General features: G+C 32.7%; 15 protein-coding genes. 10 read left to right on the top strand and 5 right to left on the bottom strand.

Features of this window, described 5'->3' with window-relative positions; genetic code table 11:
* Positions 1-42 precede the first annotated feature (42 nt).
* From AAGV33_RS11845 to AAGV33_RS11830, 4 genes are all read left to right on the top strand, one after another.
* The gene (locus AAGV33_RS11845; RefSeq protein ID WP_373392233.1) at positions 43-282 is read left to right on the top strand and encodes a DUF3098 domain-containing protein; all 240 of its coding nucleotides are present in this window, start codon (positions 43-45) and stop codon (positions 280-282) included.
* Between the two features lie 78 nt (positions 283-360).
* The gene (locus AAGV33_RS11840; protein WP_373392232.1) at positions 361-1,158 is read left to right on the top strand and encodes an undecaprenyl-diphosphate phosphatase; all 798 of its coding nucleotides are present in this window, start codon (positions 361-363) and stop codon (positions 1,156-1,158) included.
* Positions 1,158-1,853, top strand: coding sequence for a tRNA pseudouridine(55) synthase TruB (gene truB / locus AAGV33_RS11835; protein ID WP_373392231.1), 696 nt, complete (start codon positions 1,158-1,160; stop codon positions 1,851-1,853). The genes AAGV33_RS11840 and truB overlap by 1 nt, the downstream gene beginning before the upstream one ends.
* 7 nt (positions 1,854-1,860) lie before the next feature.
* Positions 1,861-2,391 carry a hypothetical protein gene (locus AAGV33_RS11830; protein WP_373392230.1) on the top strand — a complete coding sequence of 177 codons (531 nt, stop codon included), beginning with the start codon at positions 1,861-1,863 and terminating at the stop codon, positions 2,389-2,391.
* A 52-nt stretch (positions 2,392-2,443) separates the two neighbouring features.
* Here AAGV33_RS11830 and AAGV33_RS11825 read toward each other — a convergent pair whose 3' ends face one another.
* Positions 2,444-3,070 (bottom strand): thioredoxin family protein, encoded by a 627-nt coding sequence (locus AAGV33_RS11825; RefSeq protein ID WP_373392229.1) that lies wholly within the window; start codon positions 3,068-3,070, stop codon positions 2,444-2,446.
* Between the two features lie 106 nt (positions 3,071-3,176).
* On the opposite strand from AAGV33_RS11825, the gene AAGV33_RS11820 reads away from it, so the two are divergent.
* The 5 genes from AAGV33_RS11820 (at position 3,177) to fic (ending at position 8,650) form a co-directional block, all read left to right on the top strand.
* Positions 3,177-3,962, top strand: a complete 786-nt coding sequence (locus tag AAGV33_RS11820; protein WP_373392228.1) for a patatin-like phospholipase family protein — start codon at positions 3,177-3,179, stop codon at positions 3,960-3,962.
* A 61-nt stretch (positions 3,963-4,023) separates the two neighbouring features.
* Positions 4,024-4,731: a UMP kinase gene (pyrH, locus tag AAGV33_RS11815; protein ID WP_373392227.1), complete on the top strand. Its 708-nt coding sequence runs from the start codon at positions 4,024-4,026 to the stop codon at positions 4,729-4,731.
* Between the two features lie 72 nt (positions 4,732-4,803).
* Positions 4,804-5,367 carry a ribosome recycling factor gene (gene frr / locus AAGV33_RS11810; RefSeq protein WP_373392226.1) on the top strand — a complete coding sequence of 188 codons (564 nt, stop codon included), beginning with the start codon at positions 4,804-4,806 and terminating at the stop codon, positions 5,365-5,367.
* A 139-nt stretch (positions 5,368-5,506) separates the two neighbouring features.
* Entirely contained in the window at positions 5,507-8,002 is a 2,496-nt protein-coding gene (locus AAGV33_RS11805) for a DUF5686 family protein (RefSeq protein WP_373392225.1), read from the top strand.
* Between the two features lie 99 nt (positions 8,003-8,101).
* Positions 8,102-8,650 (top strand): protein adenylyltransferase Fic, encoded by a 549-nt coding sequence (fic, locus tag AAGV33_RS11800; protein ID WP_373392224.1) that lies wholly within the window; start codon positions 8,102-8,104, stop codon positions 8,648-8,650.
* Positions 8,651-8,754: 104 nt separating this feature from the next.
* On the opposite strand, the gene AAGV33_RS11795 is transcribed toward fic, so the two are convergent.
* From AAGV33_RS11795 to AAGV33_RS11780, 4 genes are all read right to left on the bottom strand, one after another.
* On the bottom strand, positions 8,755-11,025 hold the full coding sequence (locus tag AAGV33_RS11795; protein ID WP_373392223.1) for a cation:proton antiporter: 2,271 nt from the start codon (positions 11,023-11,025) through the stop codon (positions 8,755-8,757).
* A gap of 112 nt (positions 11,026-11,137) precedes the next feature.
* On the bottom strand, positions 11,138-11,857 hold the full coding sequence (locus tag AAGV33_RS11790) for a LytR/AlgR family response regulator transcription factor (protein WP_373392222.1): 720 nt from the start codon (positions 11,855-11,857) through the stop codon (positions 11,138-11,140).
* Complete coding sequence (locus tag AAGV33_RS11785) at positions 11,823-12,581, bottom strand: sensor histidine kinase (protein ID WP_373392221.1); 759 nt, start codon at positions 12,579-12,581, stop codon at positions 11,823-11,825. The genes AAGV33_RS11790 and AAGV33_RS11785 overlap by 35 nt, the downstream gene beginning before the upstream one ends.
* A gap of 21 nt (positions 12,582-12,602) precedes the next feature.
* Positions 12,603-12,932 carry a DMT family transporter gene (locus AAGV33_RS11780; protein ID WP_373392220.1) on the bottom strand — a complete coding sequence of 110 codons (330 nt, stop codon included), beginning with the start codon at positions 12,930-12,932 and terminating at the stop codon, positions 12,603-12,605.
* A 252-nt stretch (positions 12,933-13,184) separates the two neighbouring features.
* On the opposite strand from AAGV33_RS11780, the gene AAGV33_RS11775 reads away from it, so the two are divergent.
* Complete coding sequence (locus tag AAGV33_RS11775) at positions 13,185-15,584, top strand: efflux RND transporter permease subunit (RefSeq protein ID WP_373392219.1); 2,400 nt, start codon at positions 13,185-13,187, stop codon at positions 15,582-15,584.
* Positions 15,585-15,588 lie beyond the last annotated feature (4 nt).

Below are 15,588 nucleotides of genomic sequence, written 5' to 3'. Positions count from 1 at the left end.
AAAACATAGGAATGAGATTGCTTCGTTCCTCGCAATAAAAAGATGAAAGACGACAAAAAAGAATTTTTATTCGACAAAATCAATTATAAGATTCTATTGATAGGAATTGGAGTAATTACACTTGGATTTATACTAATGTCTGGAGGCGGTAGCGATGATCCTAATGTGTATAGCGATGCTATTTTTAACTTTAGAAGAATTCGATTAGCACCTACAACCGTTTTAATTGGCTTCGGAATTACCATTTATGCCATTTTAAAAAATCCTAAAAAAAATAGTTAGCAGTATTCCGTTGTAAGCTTGTAGTAAAAGCAAATTCGAATAACTGATTACTAAAAACTGAACACTGAATACTAAAAAATGAATACATTACAAGCTATTGTTCTGGCTATAATAGAAGGAATTACTGAATTTCTTCCTGTTTCTTCAACCGGACACATGATTATTGCTTCTTCTTTTTACGGAATAGCACAAGACGATTTTACTAAACTTTTTACAATTGTAATCCAACTGGGTGCCATACTTTCGGTGGTTGTTTTATATTTCAAACGTTTCTTTCAAACACTTGATTTTTACTTTAAACTTTTGGTTGCTTTTATTCCAGCCGTAGTTTTAGGATTATTGCTAAGTGATTTTATTGATAGTTTATTAGAAAATCCGGTTACTGTTGCCGTTTCGCTTTTAATAGGAGGAATCATTTTATTGAAAGTGGACGACTGGTTCAACAAACCCAATACTGCCGAAACCTCTCAAGAAATCTCATATTCACAAGCTTTTAAAATTGGAATGTTTCAATGTCTGGCTATGATTCCAGGAGTTTCCAGAAGTGGAGCCAGCATCGTAGGAGGAATGTCTCAAAAATTGACCCGAACTACAGCTGCCGAATTCTCCTTCTTTTTAGCAGTTCCTACCATGTTTGGAGCTACCGCTAAAAAATGTTACGATTATTACAAAGACGGTTTTATTTTAACTGACGAGCAAACTAATTTATTAATTATTGGCAATGTTGTCGCTTTTATTGTAGCACTTTTAGCTATTAAAACCTTCATTGGATTTTTGACAAAAAATGGATTTAAAGTTTTTGGTTATTACCGAATAATTGCTGGAATCGCTTTATTATTGATTCACTTTTTCATTCATCCGCTTAGCATATTATAATGACAACTGAAGAATATTTAGACGGACAAATTTTACTGATAGACAAACCTTTAAAATGGAGTTCGTTTCAAGCTGTCAATAAATTAAAATACCTGTTGATTAACAAAGTGGGGCTTCCTAAAAAGTTCAAAATTGGTCATGCGGGAACTTTAGATCCATTAGCGACTGGATTGTTATTAATTTGTACTGGAAAATTCACTAAAAGAATTGCTGAACTTCAAGGACAAGCTAAAGAATATACGGGAACTTTTTACATTGGAGCCACTACTCCATCCTACGATTTAGAAACTGAAATCGATGCTACTTTTCCAACTTCACATATTGATGAAGCTTTGATTCACGAAACAGTAAAACAATTTTTAGGCGAAATTGACCAAAAACCACCTATTTTTTCCGCTATTAAAAAAGATGGCGTTCGTTTATACGAACATGCTCGCGCAGGTGAAAGCATCGAAATTGCCAGCAGAAAAACCACCATTCACGAATTTGAAATTACCAGAATTGCACTTCCTGAAATCGATTTCAGAGTGGTTTGCAGCAAAGGAACTTATATTCGCTCACTAGCTTTTGATTTTGGAAAAGCGATGAATTCAGGTTCTCACCTAACCGCATTACGTAGAACAAAAATTGGAGATTTCGATGTGAAAAATGCTATTGATGTTACGCTGTTTGAAGAGTCAATTACTTCAACATAAACACACAATGACACCAATAAAAACTTTATTGTTTCTAGTATTTCTTTCAGGAAGTCTTTTGGCACAAGACAAAAAAATCACATATACTCAATTTGATGTCACAATAGCTTTCACTGGAAATCCTGACGAAGATGAAGTAAACCAATACGACAACGAAAAACAAGCTTTTTTTATACCTGATGGACTGGGAACAAAATTTGGCTATGGAATGCATCATAAAAAATGGATCGCACTTGGGATCCATAGTGGATTGAACTGGGATTGGTCTAATAAATTAGTTGTTGCTCCTGTTTTTGCTAATTTTAGATTAAGCCCAAAAATAAGTGATGAAACCAGAATCACATTACAACTTGGACTTGGCAAAGCAATTGCATTAGGTCGTGGCAACTTAATTGGTGATTATAAAAAAATCAGTCTTGGGATACAAAACGACGATAATATTTTATTTTTTATTGAATTAAATCATTATGCGTTACCCTTTAATAACCAAAAAGATTCGGGAAATGTTAGTTTGGGATTATCTTTAATAAGCTTTTAGAATTATTACTCACTGTTTCTTTACCCAGTAACACATAAAGCACCATCAGATGTTATTCATTTTCAACAATCTCCTGATCTAAATCCAGCATCATATCCATAATTTCTGCTTGGGTTGTCATTCCTTTATCGTGCAAATACCACAATTGCAATTCGGTTTTTATGGTTTCATCAAAAACTTTGTGTTCTTTTCTATAATTAGTAATAAGATCCGCCGCTCCTTTTGGTCTTGGTCCCCAATGCGCTAATGCTCCAGATGTTTCCTTATTAATAACAATCAACTTAGGAATGGCTCTTCCTTTATTCGTTAGAAAATGATCCATCAAATCTAAATTATCATCTCTTAACACAATTCTAAGATCAATTTTTCCCTCAGCAGCTTCGCTCATTTTATCAAAAATAGGCAACAATTGTGCTGCATCTCCACACCAGCCTTCAGAAATTACTAACCAGATAAACTCGTTGTTTAATGACTTTAGTTTATTGCTGTATTCATCAGAAATTTTCATCGTCTTGTCTAAACGATTCATGCGAGTTTCGTTTAGTTTACTATAATTTGTCAATTCTTCAGATTGTTCTTCTCCTGTTGATTTTCCTTCTTTTAATAAATCAGTAACTAATTTTCTATATTCTGGATACGAATAACTATTGAATAAAGCGCGAGCAATTGATTTTATCATGTTTTCTAAATGTTTTCAGTAAAGTTAAGATAAAAATCGTCCATCAAACAAAACAAAAATCACTTCTAAATAACTAAAAAGTGTATTTTTATACAAATTGCAGAAAATGAACCTACATTCCAAATCAATTGGTTTAGCACTTTCGGGTGGCGGATCAAAAGGTTTAGCCCATGCGGGTGCTATTAAATTTTTAGAAGAAAAAAACATTCGTCCCAATCAAATTGCAGGAACCAGCGCTGGTTCAATTGTTGGTGCCATGTATGCCTGGGGAAAAACACCAGAAGAAATTTTAGATTTCTTTAAATCGGTTTATTTATTTCATTGGCGACACATTACTTTTACAAAAGCGGGATTGATTGATTCAGACTCATTCCGAGATTATTTTCAAGCGGTTTTTGAGGATGCTACACTTGCCGATTTGCATATTCCAACTCAAATTACCGCCACGGATATGATTAAAGGCAAATTGAAAATATTCGAACCCGAAACAAAAATTGTCGATGCACTTATTTCTTCTTCTTCCTTTCCAGGCGTTATTTCGCCTTATGAAATTGACGGAAATCATTACAGTGATGGCGGAATTTTGAATCATTTTCCAACGGATTTATTAAGAGATGATTGCGATATGATTATTGGCGTTTATGTGAGTCCTATCAATATGATTACGGCTAAAGATTTGCATTCCATTCGAGCCGTGACTACCAGAGCTTTTGATATTCTTTCTGAAAATTCGAATGTTGCTAAATTCAGTCAGTGCGATTGGATTATTCAACCCAAAGAATTGAGTATCTACAGCACTTTTGAAACCAATAAGATTAAAATGGATACTATTTTCAACTTGGGTTACCAAGCAGCCAAATACAGTTACGAAAACAAAATTTATAAAATTTAAGTCACCCTATTTCAGAAAAAAAGAATATCCCTATATTTGCACCAATCAACGCAACAAACACATGAAATACAAAAGAATTCTTCTAAAATTAAGCGGTGAAGCTTTAATGGGAGACCGTCAATATGGAATAGATCCTGTAAGATTAGCTGAATATGCTGAAGAAATCAAAAAAGTGCACACCAAAGGAGTAGAAATTGCCATTGTAATAGGTGGTGGAAATATCTTTAGAGGAGTTGCAGGGGCAAGCAACGGAATGGACAGAGTACAAGGAGATTATATGGGAATGCTTGCTACTGTTATTAACGGAATGGCATTACAAGGTGCTCTGGAAGAAAAAGGCATGAAAACGCGTTTGCAAACAGCCTTAAAAATGGAGTCTATTGCTGAACCTTATATCAAAAGAAGAGCCGATCGTCACTTGGAAAAAGGAAGAATCGTAATCTTTGGAGCTGGAACAGGAAATCCGTATTTCACTACTGATACCGCTGCTGTTTTACGTGGAATTGAAATCAATGCCGACGTAATCCTAAAAGGAACTCGTGTAGATGGAGTATATGATTGTGATCCGGAAAAAAATGCTTCGGCAGTAAAATTTGATTTCATCTCTTTTGATGATGTAATCAAAAAAGGATTAAATGTAATGGACACAACTGCTTTTACATTAAGTCAAGAAAACAAATTACCTATCTTAATTTTTGATATGAACCAAAGCGGAAATCTGGAAAGAATTTGCGACGGTGAAAACGTAGGAACTGTAGTAAACATATAAATAGCAGACAGCAGTTTACAGATAGCAGGAAATCTGAAATCTATAATCTGAAATCTATAATCTGAAATAAAAATGACTGAAGAAATTGAATTTATATTAGATAGCACGCAAGAATCAATGGAAGGTTCTATTGCTCACTTAGAAAAAGAATTTCTAAATATTCGTGCTGGAAAAGCATCTCCTGCAATGCTAGGAAGTGTTTTTGTAGATTATTACGGTTCGGCTACACCATTAAATCAAGTAGCAAAAATTAGCGTTCCTGATGCCAGAACTATTACTTTGCAACCTTTTGAAAAAAACCTGTTGCATACTATTGAAAAAGCAATTATGGTAGCTAATATTGGGTTTAACCCAATGAACAATGGTGATATTATCATTATTAGCGTTCCGCCTTTAACAGAAGATCGTCGTCGTGAATTAGCAAAACAAGCTAAATCTGAGGCTGAAGATGCAAAAATAGGAATTAGAAATGCTAGAAAAGATGCCAATACAGACATCAAAAAACTAGAAAAAGAAGGAACTTCAGAAGACATTTGTAAAAGTGCGGAAGAAGAAGTCCAAACTTTGACTAATACTTATATCAAAAAAATAGATGAGCTTCTTGTTGCAAAAGAAGCCGAAATCATGAAAGTATAACTTTCAGGAAACATACTTTTAAATCCGTTTGGTTTTACTAATTCTAACTTTTTAGGAACAGTTCAACCAGACGGATTTTTTATTCTTACTTTTGCAATACCAAAACGAGTTTACAAGCGTTTTGATACAAACATTTACCATGAAGCAGCTTTTTTTGTTATTCTTTTTCACGCTTTCGCTTCAAGCGCAATTCCAAATTAATGGAATTGTAAAAAATACTAACTCTAACGAAGTTTTACCCTTTGCTACAATTACTACTGATAATGGAAACTACAGCATTACCGATGTAGATGGAAAATTCAGCATTACTTCCAGCACGCCGATTTCTTTTTTTTATGTTTCCTACATTGGTTATACCAAAACCAAAATTAACATTCAAAAAAACACTACTTTTTACAATGTATCCTTAACGCAAGCAACAGCTAATCTCAATGAAGTTGTAATTAATACGGAAAATGCAGCCTTAGCGATTATCAAAAAAACCATTGCGCTAAAAGACAACAACAACCCACAAAAAAGACTAAAAAGTTTTGAGTTTAAAACCTATAATAAATTAATTGTTTCTGCCAATCCCGATTCTATTTCCGGGCAAATTGATTCAATTATTGTTCGAAGAACTAAAAAAGGAGTTTATTATAAAATTGACTCAACCAATTACAAATTTAAAACTACGGTAGACAAACGTCATTTGTTTCAAACCGAAAAAGTATCTCAGTATCAATTTGGTAACAACAAATTAAAAGAAACTATTTTAGGAACTAAGATGGCGGGATTAAAGCAACCGCTGTATGAAATTCTAACTTTTAACTTGCAATCATTTTCTATTTATGATCCAAAATACGAACTTTTTGAAACCAAATACAACAGTCCAATAGCCGATAATTCCATCAAAGAGTATAATTACAAACTCCTCGATACGGTAGCTATTGCTGGGCGGGATTCGTACATGATTTACTTTAAAAACAAGAAAAAAAGTAAGGACAAAGGATTGGAAGGTATTTTATACATTGACCAAAATAGTTTTGCCGTTTCTAAAGCCATCATGCGTATTAGAGGTTTGCTCGACATTAGTGCAAACCATGATTTTGAATATTTCCCTGAAGAGAATATTTGGTTTCCAATTCATAAAAACTTCCAGATTATAAAAGGAAAAAACGACGATGATATCAAAATTTTTGGCGGAACAATTCAGTTTGATGGCGATGTGGAACAAGATCTTAGCGTTAGAAAAAAACAACCTTCGGATTATATTTATTTGCGTTCTGAAAGTCGCAATTTTGATATCAAAAATAATAAATCAATCCAGATTCCAAATCCATATTATGCAGTCGAAATTGATAAAAATGCTTTAAATAAAGAAGAATCTTTCTGGGAAACGTATCGAAAAGACAGCATTGATATCCGAACCCAAAAAACTTACAGCGACATAGACAGTATTGCGGTTCGAAAAAAAATTGCTAATCGCGTGCAATTGGGCAAAAAAATCATCAATGGTTATCTTCCAATTGGTTTTTTCGACATGGATTTACGTAAAATTTTCAGCTATAACAATTACGAAGGTTTCCGTCTGGGTTTAGGTGGTGTAACCAATGAAAAACTTTCTAAGGATTTTAGAATTGAAGGTTATTATGCTTACGGAACTAAAGATGGAATGTTTAAAGGAAGTCTTGGAGCAGCAGCAAAAGTCGACAAACAAGCCAATTCCTGGCTCGGAATTTCTTATACGGATGATTTGCGAGAAATTGCGAGTACTTCTTTTTCTATCGAAAAAAAACCATTCAAAATATACGACCCCAGACCTATTAATATCAGTACTTTTTACAATTATTTAAGTTGGAAAGGGTATTATGAAACCAAACAAATCCTAAAAACTGAAAGCATCTGGGAATTGTCTCATACTGAAATAGAACCAAAATTCAATTACACATTCCTTCAAAACGATAAATTATACACTTCCTATGTTATGACTACCGCAATGGTGTCTTTGCAATGGAGTCCGTTTAGCGATTTTATGCAAACACCTACTGGACGTATTGAAATTGAAAAAAGATTTCCAAAATTCACTTTTCAATATACCCAATCCTTAGGAAGATTGTGGGACAATGATTTTGACTTTAGCAAATTTGACTTTAAAACCGAATATGAAAGGAAATACCTAAGTGGTCAAAAAACTTCTTTATTACTTCAGGCAGGTTATGCCTTAGGCGATGTTCCGCTAACGCATTTATACAATACTTCGCCAAATAATATCACCAAAGGAACAATTATTGAAAGAATTACTTTTGGTGGAAAAAACAGTTTTGAAACTATGTTTTTTAATGAGTTTTTCTCGAATAGATATGCTTTATTCCAATTCAAACATGCTTTTAACCGAGTAACTTTATTCAAAAAAATAAAACCTTCGTTGGTTATTGTATCCCGAATGGCCTGGGGAGATTTAGACCATCCTGAACAACATTTAGGATTGGGTTTTAAAACTTTAGAAAAAGGTTTTTTTGAATCAGGAATCGAACTCAATCAAATTTTTAACGGTTTAGGATTGACTACTTTTTTCCGTTATGGCCCCAATCAATTGCCTAAACTTGAAGATAATATAGCTGTAAAACTAAGTTATGTATTGAATTTAGGGTTTTAAAATCATGCGGTCGAGTAAATAAGAAAACCGAACCATTTCTATAATATTTCATCCAGTTAAAGTATTTTTGTGATAGATTTAATTTGAAGCCAAATCTATATGAAAAATATTGACAAGAACAGTTTAGAAAACGCATACCGATTGTTTGAATCGAATGACATAGACAAAATAGAAATTGGTACAACAAAAGGTCTGAGAGAAATTCACCGTTATTTATTTGATGGTTTATATGATTTCGCTGGAGAAATAAGAAAACTCAACATTTCAAAAGGCGGGTTTAGATTTGCAAACGCATTATATCTTAATGAAATTCTAGTTAAGATTGAGCAAATGCAAGAAAACAATTTTGAAGAGATTATTGCTAAATACGTCGAGATGAATATTGCTCATCCTTTTATGGAAGGTAATGGTCGATCTATGAGAATATGGTTAGACATGATTCTAAAAAATCGACTTAACAAAGTTGTAAATTGGCAATTTGTTGATAAAACTCTTTATTTACAATCAATGGAAAGAAGCCCTATTAATGATTTGGAATTAAGAACTTTATTAAAGGAAAACTTAACTAATGAAGTTAACAATAGAGAAATTATCTTTAAAGGAATTGAACAATCCTATTACTACGAAGGCTACGAAAAAGAGGAATAATAAAATATTTAAACCATTTAGACATTAAGAAAATTAAGGCTTGCAGTTCTTAAATTTCTTAATGTCTAAATGGTTTGAAAAAAAGCAAAAATCCGCAATCCTCTTTAAGATTTTATAATTAGAACAGAAGAAACATCTACGAGCCAATTAGTATCCGCATCAATAATGTATTTCCAACTTTCTAGACTGATAATCATTAAATTTTGATGGTCTAGAAACTCTTTTTTTACAATTCTATCGTGCATAATCATAATGTGATTTGGAGCAATCTGTTCTATAGAACGAATCGTTTCCTGCATATCCCGACTGTTTTTTACTTCGCCAATAGCGTCTAAAACCGTAATTTGAGAACCATTATTATTGATTAGCTTTTTAGCATACTCCAATAAAAAAATATCGTCTTTATTAAAAATTGGAATAAAGACCTGATCGATTTCTTCAAAATCTTTGTCAATAAAAATTCCAACAGGCATTTTACTTTTGGCAATAATATGACGGGTACTTTCATCAAAAGGCGAATTTTCAAACAAGCCTTCTTTTCCAGTAAACTTATCTATCAATCGGTCAGGATTGACTATTTGGGTGGTAAAACCTAAAATTTTTCCCAGTAAAGTTCCTTCAAAAATTGACTGTCCTAAACCTATTAACAATAAATCATAATCTCCATGGTTAGCAGTATCAACAATATCAGTATTAATATCATTAGTAACTTTAAAAACACTCACCATATTTTGCTCTAAACGTTCGGACTCTTTAATAACAGGCGTTAACATTTTTCGTTCATGATCTTTTACACCAAAAGAGTGTATCTCTGTACTTAACGAAAGGTGTAACCCCGTAACAATAGAATTTTCTGGTTGTTTTTTGACTAAACTATTAGCAATTTTCAACAATTTCTTTCCTTTTTCGGGAGTAGAAAACGAAAATAAAATCTTGTATTTGCTCTTATTGCTAATTTCCTCAGGAATTATTGTGGCTTTATTTTTAAAAATAAAATCAATAAAATCTAAAGCGGGCCCTGTCATAAAAGTGGTGACTAACGCCATAATAACCATCATTGTAAAAATCTCAGTAGACAAAACACCTAAATCATATCCAATATTTAAAACCACCAATTCCATTAATCCACGTGTGTTCATCAAAGCACCAATAGCTAAACTATCTTTCCAGCTCTGCCCTACAAATTTGGCAGCAAAAGCACTACCAAAGAATTTCCCCACCACCGCAACGGCAATAATTATAGCGGTAATTTTCCATAAATAAGGATCGTTTAGCAAACCTATCTGTGTACGCAAACCTGTGAAAACAAAAAACAAAGGCAACAAAACGATAATGGAAACATCTTCTACTTTTTCGATAAAAATGTTTCTGAATTTATTATTTTCGGGCATAATAGCTCCAGCTAAAAATGCTCCAAATAAGGCGTGAATTCCAATCAATTCAGATAAATATGCCGAAAATAAAAGGGTTATAAAAAAAATAGCCACTACTGGTTTATTTAAACTTTCGCGCGTTGAATTCAAATCGCCCACACGTTTTAAAAATGGACGAACTATTTTAAGCATCACAATTACATATAAAATAGCCAACCCAATAACGTACAATGCACTAGTAAACGAACCCGCTTTTACAATAGCAATTACTACCGCCAGAATACACCAGGCCGTAATATCATCGGCAGCGGCACAGGTAATGGCAATGGTTCCTAATTTTGTTTTTTGCATTTCTCGTTCCTGAACAATTCGGGCTAAAACTGGAAATGCTGTAATACTCATTGCTATTCCAAGGAACAGTCCGAAAGAAGAAAACTCCACTCCCATGGGTGCAAAAACCGGATAGATAAAATAAGCCAAAGTCAATCCTAAGGCAAATGGAATTACAATACTGGCATGACTAATTACAACGGCATCATGCGCTTTGTTCTTAAGTACTTTCAAATCCAATTCCATTCCGATTACGAACATGAAAAATATCAATCCTATCTGGCTCAAAAACTGCAAGTTTCCTAAAGAAGCCTCAGGGAACAAAAGAGCTGAAAATTCAGGAAAATACATTCCGACCAATGATGGACCTAAAACAATTCCGGCAATCATTTCACCAATTACTGATGGCTGTCCAATTTTCCTGAAAATCCAACCAAACAAACGCGCCGCTAAAATAATAGTCACAATTTGAGCCAATAAAATAGCTAACGGATGTTGTAAATTATCAACCATTGAATGTAAAAAATCATTCCAATGATTGCTTTCGATGCTTTTAGGAACAATTCCACGTCCTACTTCAAGCGAAGGCCCTATTGAAATTAACCAATAAATTAAAGCTGTAAAACCACCAATAACTGTAATGTAAAACAAAGAGTTTTTAATATTATTCATAACCCGTTTTTTTAATTCTTTGAGCAAATATCAGAAGTGATTTTTAAGTGAAAAAGTAATTTTAAACCTAATTTTTAATCTATGTAACAAGTAGGGAAAACTTTGTAATAAGTTATATTTTTATCTTTCTCAAAAAGTCGGCACGATAGGTTTCACTTAATAATAAGCTGCTATTTTTTTCATTTTCATCTAAATGATGCAAAACAATTTCATTGTGATTGAAAAATTTAATTGCCTTAACTGCTACTATTTCTTTCTTGTTCACACGACAAAAATCGGCTTCTGGTAATTCTTTTAAAAGCGTATCGAAGTTAATATTCTTCAAATTCAGCCAACTTCCATCAACTAAAAGCACGGTTTTATCACGGCTATCGCCCAAAGCTGTTTTGATGTATAGAATTTGATTAAAATACAAGAGACTCTTTCCTTTATCTGTATTTAATTGAATAAATCTCTTTGTGTTAATTGCGCTATTAAAACGTTCAAAAGCTTTTAAAATCGCTTTGTGCAAACGCTCTAATTTTACTGGTTTTGTGATATAATCAATAGCATCTATAGTAAAAGCATCGGCTGCATAATCTTTGTATGCTGTACAAAACACGACCATTTTATCCTGCACTAAACTGGCCAGATGCAATCCGTCAATTGCTGGCATTTCGATATCCGTGATTAATAAATCAAAATCGAGATTAGGAATTTCAGCCAACAGTTTTTCAGGATTATTAAACGTTTTTACAATTTCTACTTCGGGAATTTGTTCGCAAAGCATTTTCAGGTACGTTAATCCAGGTAACTCATCATCTAGAAGCAAGCATTTCAGTTTTGTATTCAAGCAGATTAATCTTTAAGTGAGCAGTATAAATATTGTTTTCTATAAATTTTTCTAGTTTGAAATTATTTTTATAAATAATTCGCAAGCGATGTTCTAAAGTAGTATTTCCAATACCGCTTCGTTCTTTTTTTAATACTTTTTTATCCGAAACTTTATTAGAAACCGTCATTGAAAAAACATTGTCCTTAAACTCAAAAAGAACTGAAATAAAAGCATCTGAACTCTGTAAATCAGCATGTTTAAATGCGTTTTCAATCAAATCGATAGAAATTAACGGAGCTAACAAAGGCTGTTCATATAATTTCTCTTCTGAATTGATTTTGGTTTTTATCTTTAATTCAAAAAGCGGACTGATTTTGATTTTATTGATTTCGATTAAATTCAGCGCAAAGTCGATTTCTTCTTTGGCTGTAACATATTTTTTCTTGCTTTCGTACAAAATATAATCCAACACATTGGCTAATTTATCCAAAGCAAAATAGGTTTGATAAGCATGCGATTGAATTGAATTCAAAATATTCTTGAAAAGATGTGGATTTAGTTTGGCTTCTAATGTCTCTAATTGCAAATCATTCACTTTCATTTCGAGGTCAAAAAAGCTTTTTTTAGCCTCATTTTTTTCCTTTCGGGCAAGCATTAATTGATAGATCATAAAACCAATAATGACTATTAGAAGTAAAATGATAATTAAAAAAATAAAAATAATATTATCGCTTTGTTGCATAATCTATTTCGGTTCGATTTATTAATGACTTGACACAAATTTCAGCCCAATGATGGATGCAATAAGTGTTACTATGAAAAATAATCTCCAAAAAGTAGCTGGTTCTTTAAATACTAAAATCCCAACTAAAACGGTACCTACAGCTCCAATTCCTGTCCAAACTGCATAAGCTGTTCCAATAGGTAATTCCTGAGTAGCTTTGTACAATAAAAACATACTTATGGTTAAACTCACTAAAAAACCCAACATCCAGTAGGCTGATTCCATTCCGGTAGTTTCTTTAGCTTTTCCTAAACAAGAGGCAAAAGCAACTTCAAATAAACCTCCAATTATCAATAATACCCAACTCATTTCTTTATGATTATATAATTAAAATTTGAGGAAAGTTATTTTGCCAGAAAGCAAAAACTACCTCGTACTCTGTTTTTTTTAAAATTCAAAATGCTACACAAAGATGCTAAATTCTTCAATAGTATTTACATCCCTAAAATTAACTTTGAGACTAAGAAAACACCGCTAAAAAACCTAAATTTAATTTAAAATTTACAAATAATCCGCTCCATTCCTATGGTTTTTAATACATTTGCAGCCATTTAAAACCCTATGAAAAAGAAATTAAAAGTGGGATTCTGGGAATTTGTTGCCCGAATTGTACTTAAAAACAAAATAGCGATACTAGGACTTATTTTTCTAATAACCCTTTTCTTAGCTTTTCAATGGAAAAACATCCGATTTTCATTTACAGAAGCCAACTTACTTCCTGACAACAACATCGTTAACACTGAATACAATGCTTTTCTAGACAAATTTGGCGAAGAAGGAAATCTGATTGTGGTAGGTGTTAAAGACAATGCGCTTTTTACGCCAAAGGTTTTCACGGCTTGGAACAAATTGATGACTGAATTTAAATCGCAAAAAGAAATTGATTTAGTGGTATCAGTTAGTGATTTGAAAAAATTACAAAAAAATGAAGCCATAGAAAGCTTCGAATTAGTGCCTTTTGTTGACCAAAACAAAGTTATCGATCCAGCTTATCTTACTACTGTCAAAAAAGATTTATTCGAAAACATGCCTTTTTATGAAGGATTGCTTTTTAATAATGACGGCACCATTCGCTCCGCTATTTACATGGACAAGAAAATTGTAAATACTGCGGCTCGAAAAGATTTTATTCTAAACGAATTTATCCCAAAAGTGGAAGCTTTTGAAAAAGAAACAGGAATTGACTTGCGTGTTTCGGGAATGCCTTACATTAGAACGCTAAATGCAAAAAGTATAACTGATGAAATCAGTTTGTTTATAGGTGCTTCGTTACTGATTACTTCGTTGATTTTCTTTTTCTTTTTCCGATCGTTCCGTGCTACTTTAATTTCGATGCTAATTGTAATTATTGGTGTGATGTGGACTTTTGGATTATTGGGTTTATTCCATTTCGAAATTACCGTACTTACCGCTATTGTTCCCTCATTAGTGATTGTAATTGGGATTCCAAATTGTATTTTTCTTACCAATAAATACCAACAGGAATATCGTGCTCACGGAAACAAAGCGCGTGCTTTACAAAGGGTTATTACCAAAGTAGGAACAGCTACTCTAATGACCAACTTAACAACGGCGGCAGGTTTTGCTACTTTTATTATTACTCAAAGTGAATTATTGAAAGAATTTGGTATTGTTTCTTCATTGAGTATTATTGCTTTATTCTTTTTATGTTTAATTGTAATTCCTATTTATTATAGCTACCAGCCCGTTCCTAAAGACCGTCATCTGGAACATTTAAGTCGTAATTATACTAAAACATTTATGGCTTGGATAGAAAAAACAGTAAAATACAATCGTCGTTATGTCTATGCAGTAGCTATATTTTTGTTTTTAATTAGTAGTCTTGGTGCTTTAAAAATTCAAACTTCGGGAAGTTTAATTGAAGATATGCCTAAAAAAACAGGCTTTTTTCAAGACATTCTTTTTTTCGAAAAAGAATTTAATGGAGTAATGCCGCTAGAAATTACTATTGATACACAAAGAAAAAAAGGTGTTATGAAACTTTCGACCATGAAAAAAATGGACGAATTACAAAAAACTATTGAAGAAATTCCTGAATTATCTAAGCCTATTTCGATTCTGAATTTGGTTAAATATTCCAAACAAGCTTATTACAACGGAAATCCTGACTATTATGAATTGCCTACGTCGCAAGAGCAAAGCTTTATTTTGGGTTATGCTAAAAATGCAACTAAAGACAGTAAAGAAAACATCATGAAAAGTTATGTAGACAGTACGGGGCAAGTAGCACGTATGACTACTTTTATGAAAGATATTGGAACTGGAAACATGGCTAAAATAGAAGACCAACTTTGGTCAAAAATAAATACTATTTTTCCAAAAGACCGTTATAAAGTGGTGATGACAGGAAAAGCTTTGGTTTTTGAAAAAGGAACTAAATACTTATTAGACAATTTGGTCAGCTCTATTCTTTTTGCTATTTTGTTAATCTCATTATTGATGGTTTTCATGTTCCGCTCGTTCAAAATGGTGGTAGTTTCTTTAATTCCAAACATACTTCCATTGATGATCACGGCTGGATTGATGGGTTATTTTGGTATTCCGTTAAAACCTTCCACGATATTAGTTTTTAGTATTGCTTTTGGACTTTCTGTAGATGACACCATCCATTTTCTAGCACAATACCGACAGGAATTAACAAACAACAACTGGAAGATAAAAAAATCCGTTTTTGCAACAATCAAAGAATCTGGAATTAGTATGTTTTACACTTCGGTGGTATTATTTGCTGGGTTTTCAGTTTTTATGCTATCTGATTTTGGAGGAACCGTGGCTCTTGGAGGATTAATTGCTATTACATTAGCGTTTGGAATGTTATCTAATTTAATGTTATTGCCTTGTTTGGTATTAACATTAAACAAATCATTAGCTAATGAGCAGGAATTTATTGAACCAAAAATTGATGTTTTAGATCATCAGGATGAATTAGAAGATAAATAAGAAT

This window comes from Flavobacterium magnesitis, assembly GCF_041729735.1.
Classification (GTDB): domain Bacteria; phylum Bacteroidota; class Bacteroidia; order Flavobacteriales; family Flavobacteriaceae; genus Flavobacterium; species Flavobacterium magnesitis.
Note: the sequence above shows the minus strand (reverse complement) of the source record. Positions and strands in the feature narration are given on the sequence as shown.

Excerpts from the sequence above, each read along its gene's own strand:
- AAGV33_RS11840 (WP_373392232.1), top strand. The coding sequence starts at position 361 with ATGAATACATTACAAGCTATTGTTCTGGCTATAATAGAAGGAATTACT.
- frr (WP_373392226.1), top strand. The coding sequence starts at position 4,804 with ATGACTGAAGAAATTGAATTTATATTAGATAGCACGCAAGAATCAATG.
- fic (WP_373392224.1), top strand. The coding sequence starts at position 8,102 with ATGAAAAATATTGACAAGAACAGTTTAGAAAACGCATACCGATTGTTT.
- AAGV33_RS11820 (WP_373392228.1), top strand. The coding sequence starts at position 3,177 with ATGAACCTACATTCCAAATCAATTGGTTTAGCACTTTCGGGTGGCGGA.
- AAGV33_RS11830 (WP_373392230.1), top strand. The coding sequence starts at position 1,861 with ATGACACCAATAAAAACTTTATTGTTTCTAGTATTTCTTTCAGGAAGT.
- AAGV33_RS11780 (WP_373392220.1), bottom strand. The coding sequence starts at position 12,932 with ATGAGTTGGGTATTATTGATAATTGGAGGTTTATTTGAAGTTGCTTTT.
- AAGV33_RS11845 (WP_373392233.1), top strand. The coding sequence starts at position 43 with ATGAAAGACGACAAAAAAGAATTTTTATTCGACAAAATCAATTATAAG.
- AAGV33_RS11775 (WP_373392219.1), top strand. The coding sequence starts at position 13,185 with ATGAAAAAGAAATTAAAAGTGGGATTCTGGGAATTTGTTGCCCGAATT.
- AAGV33_RS11825 (WP_373392229.1), bottom strand. The coding sequence starts at position 3,070 with ATGATAAAATCAATTGCTCGCGCTTTATTCAATAGTTATTCGTATCCA.
- AAGV33_RS11795 (WP_373392223.1), bottom strand. The coding sequence starts at position 11,025 with ATGAATAATATTAAAAACTCTTTGTTTTACATTACAGTTATTGGTGGT.
- AAGV33_RS11805 (WP_373392225.1), top strand. The coding sequence starts at position 5,507 with ATGAAGCAGCTTTTTTTGTTATTCTTTTTCACGCTTTCGCTTCAAGCG.
- pyrH (WP_373392227.1), top strand. The coding sequence starts at position 4,024 with ATGAAATACAAAAGAATTCTTCTAAAATTAAGCGGTGAAGCTTTAATG.
- AAGV33_RS11785 (WP_373392221.1), bottom strand. The coding sequence starts at position 12,581 with ATGCAACAAAGCGATAATATTATTTTTATTTTTTTAATTATCATTTTA.
- truB (WP_373392231.1), top strand. The coding sequence starts at position 1,158 with ATGACAACTGAAGAATATTTAGACGGACAAATTTTACTGATAGACAAA.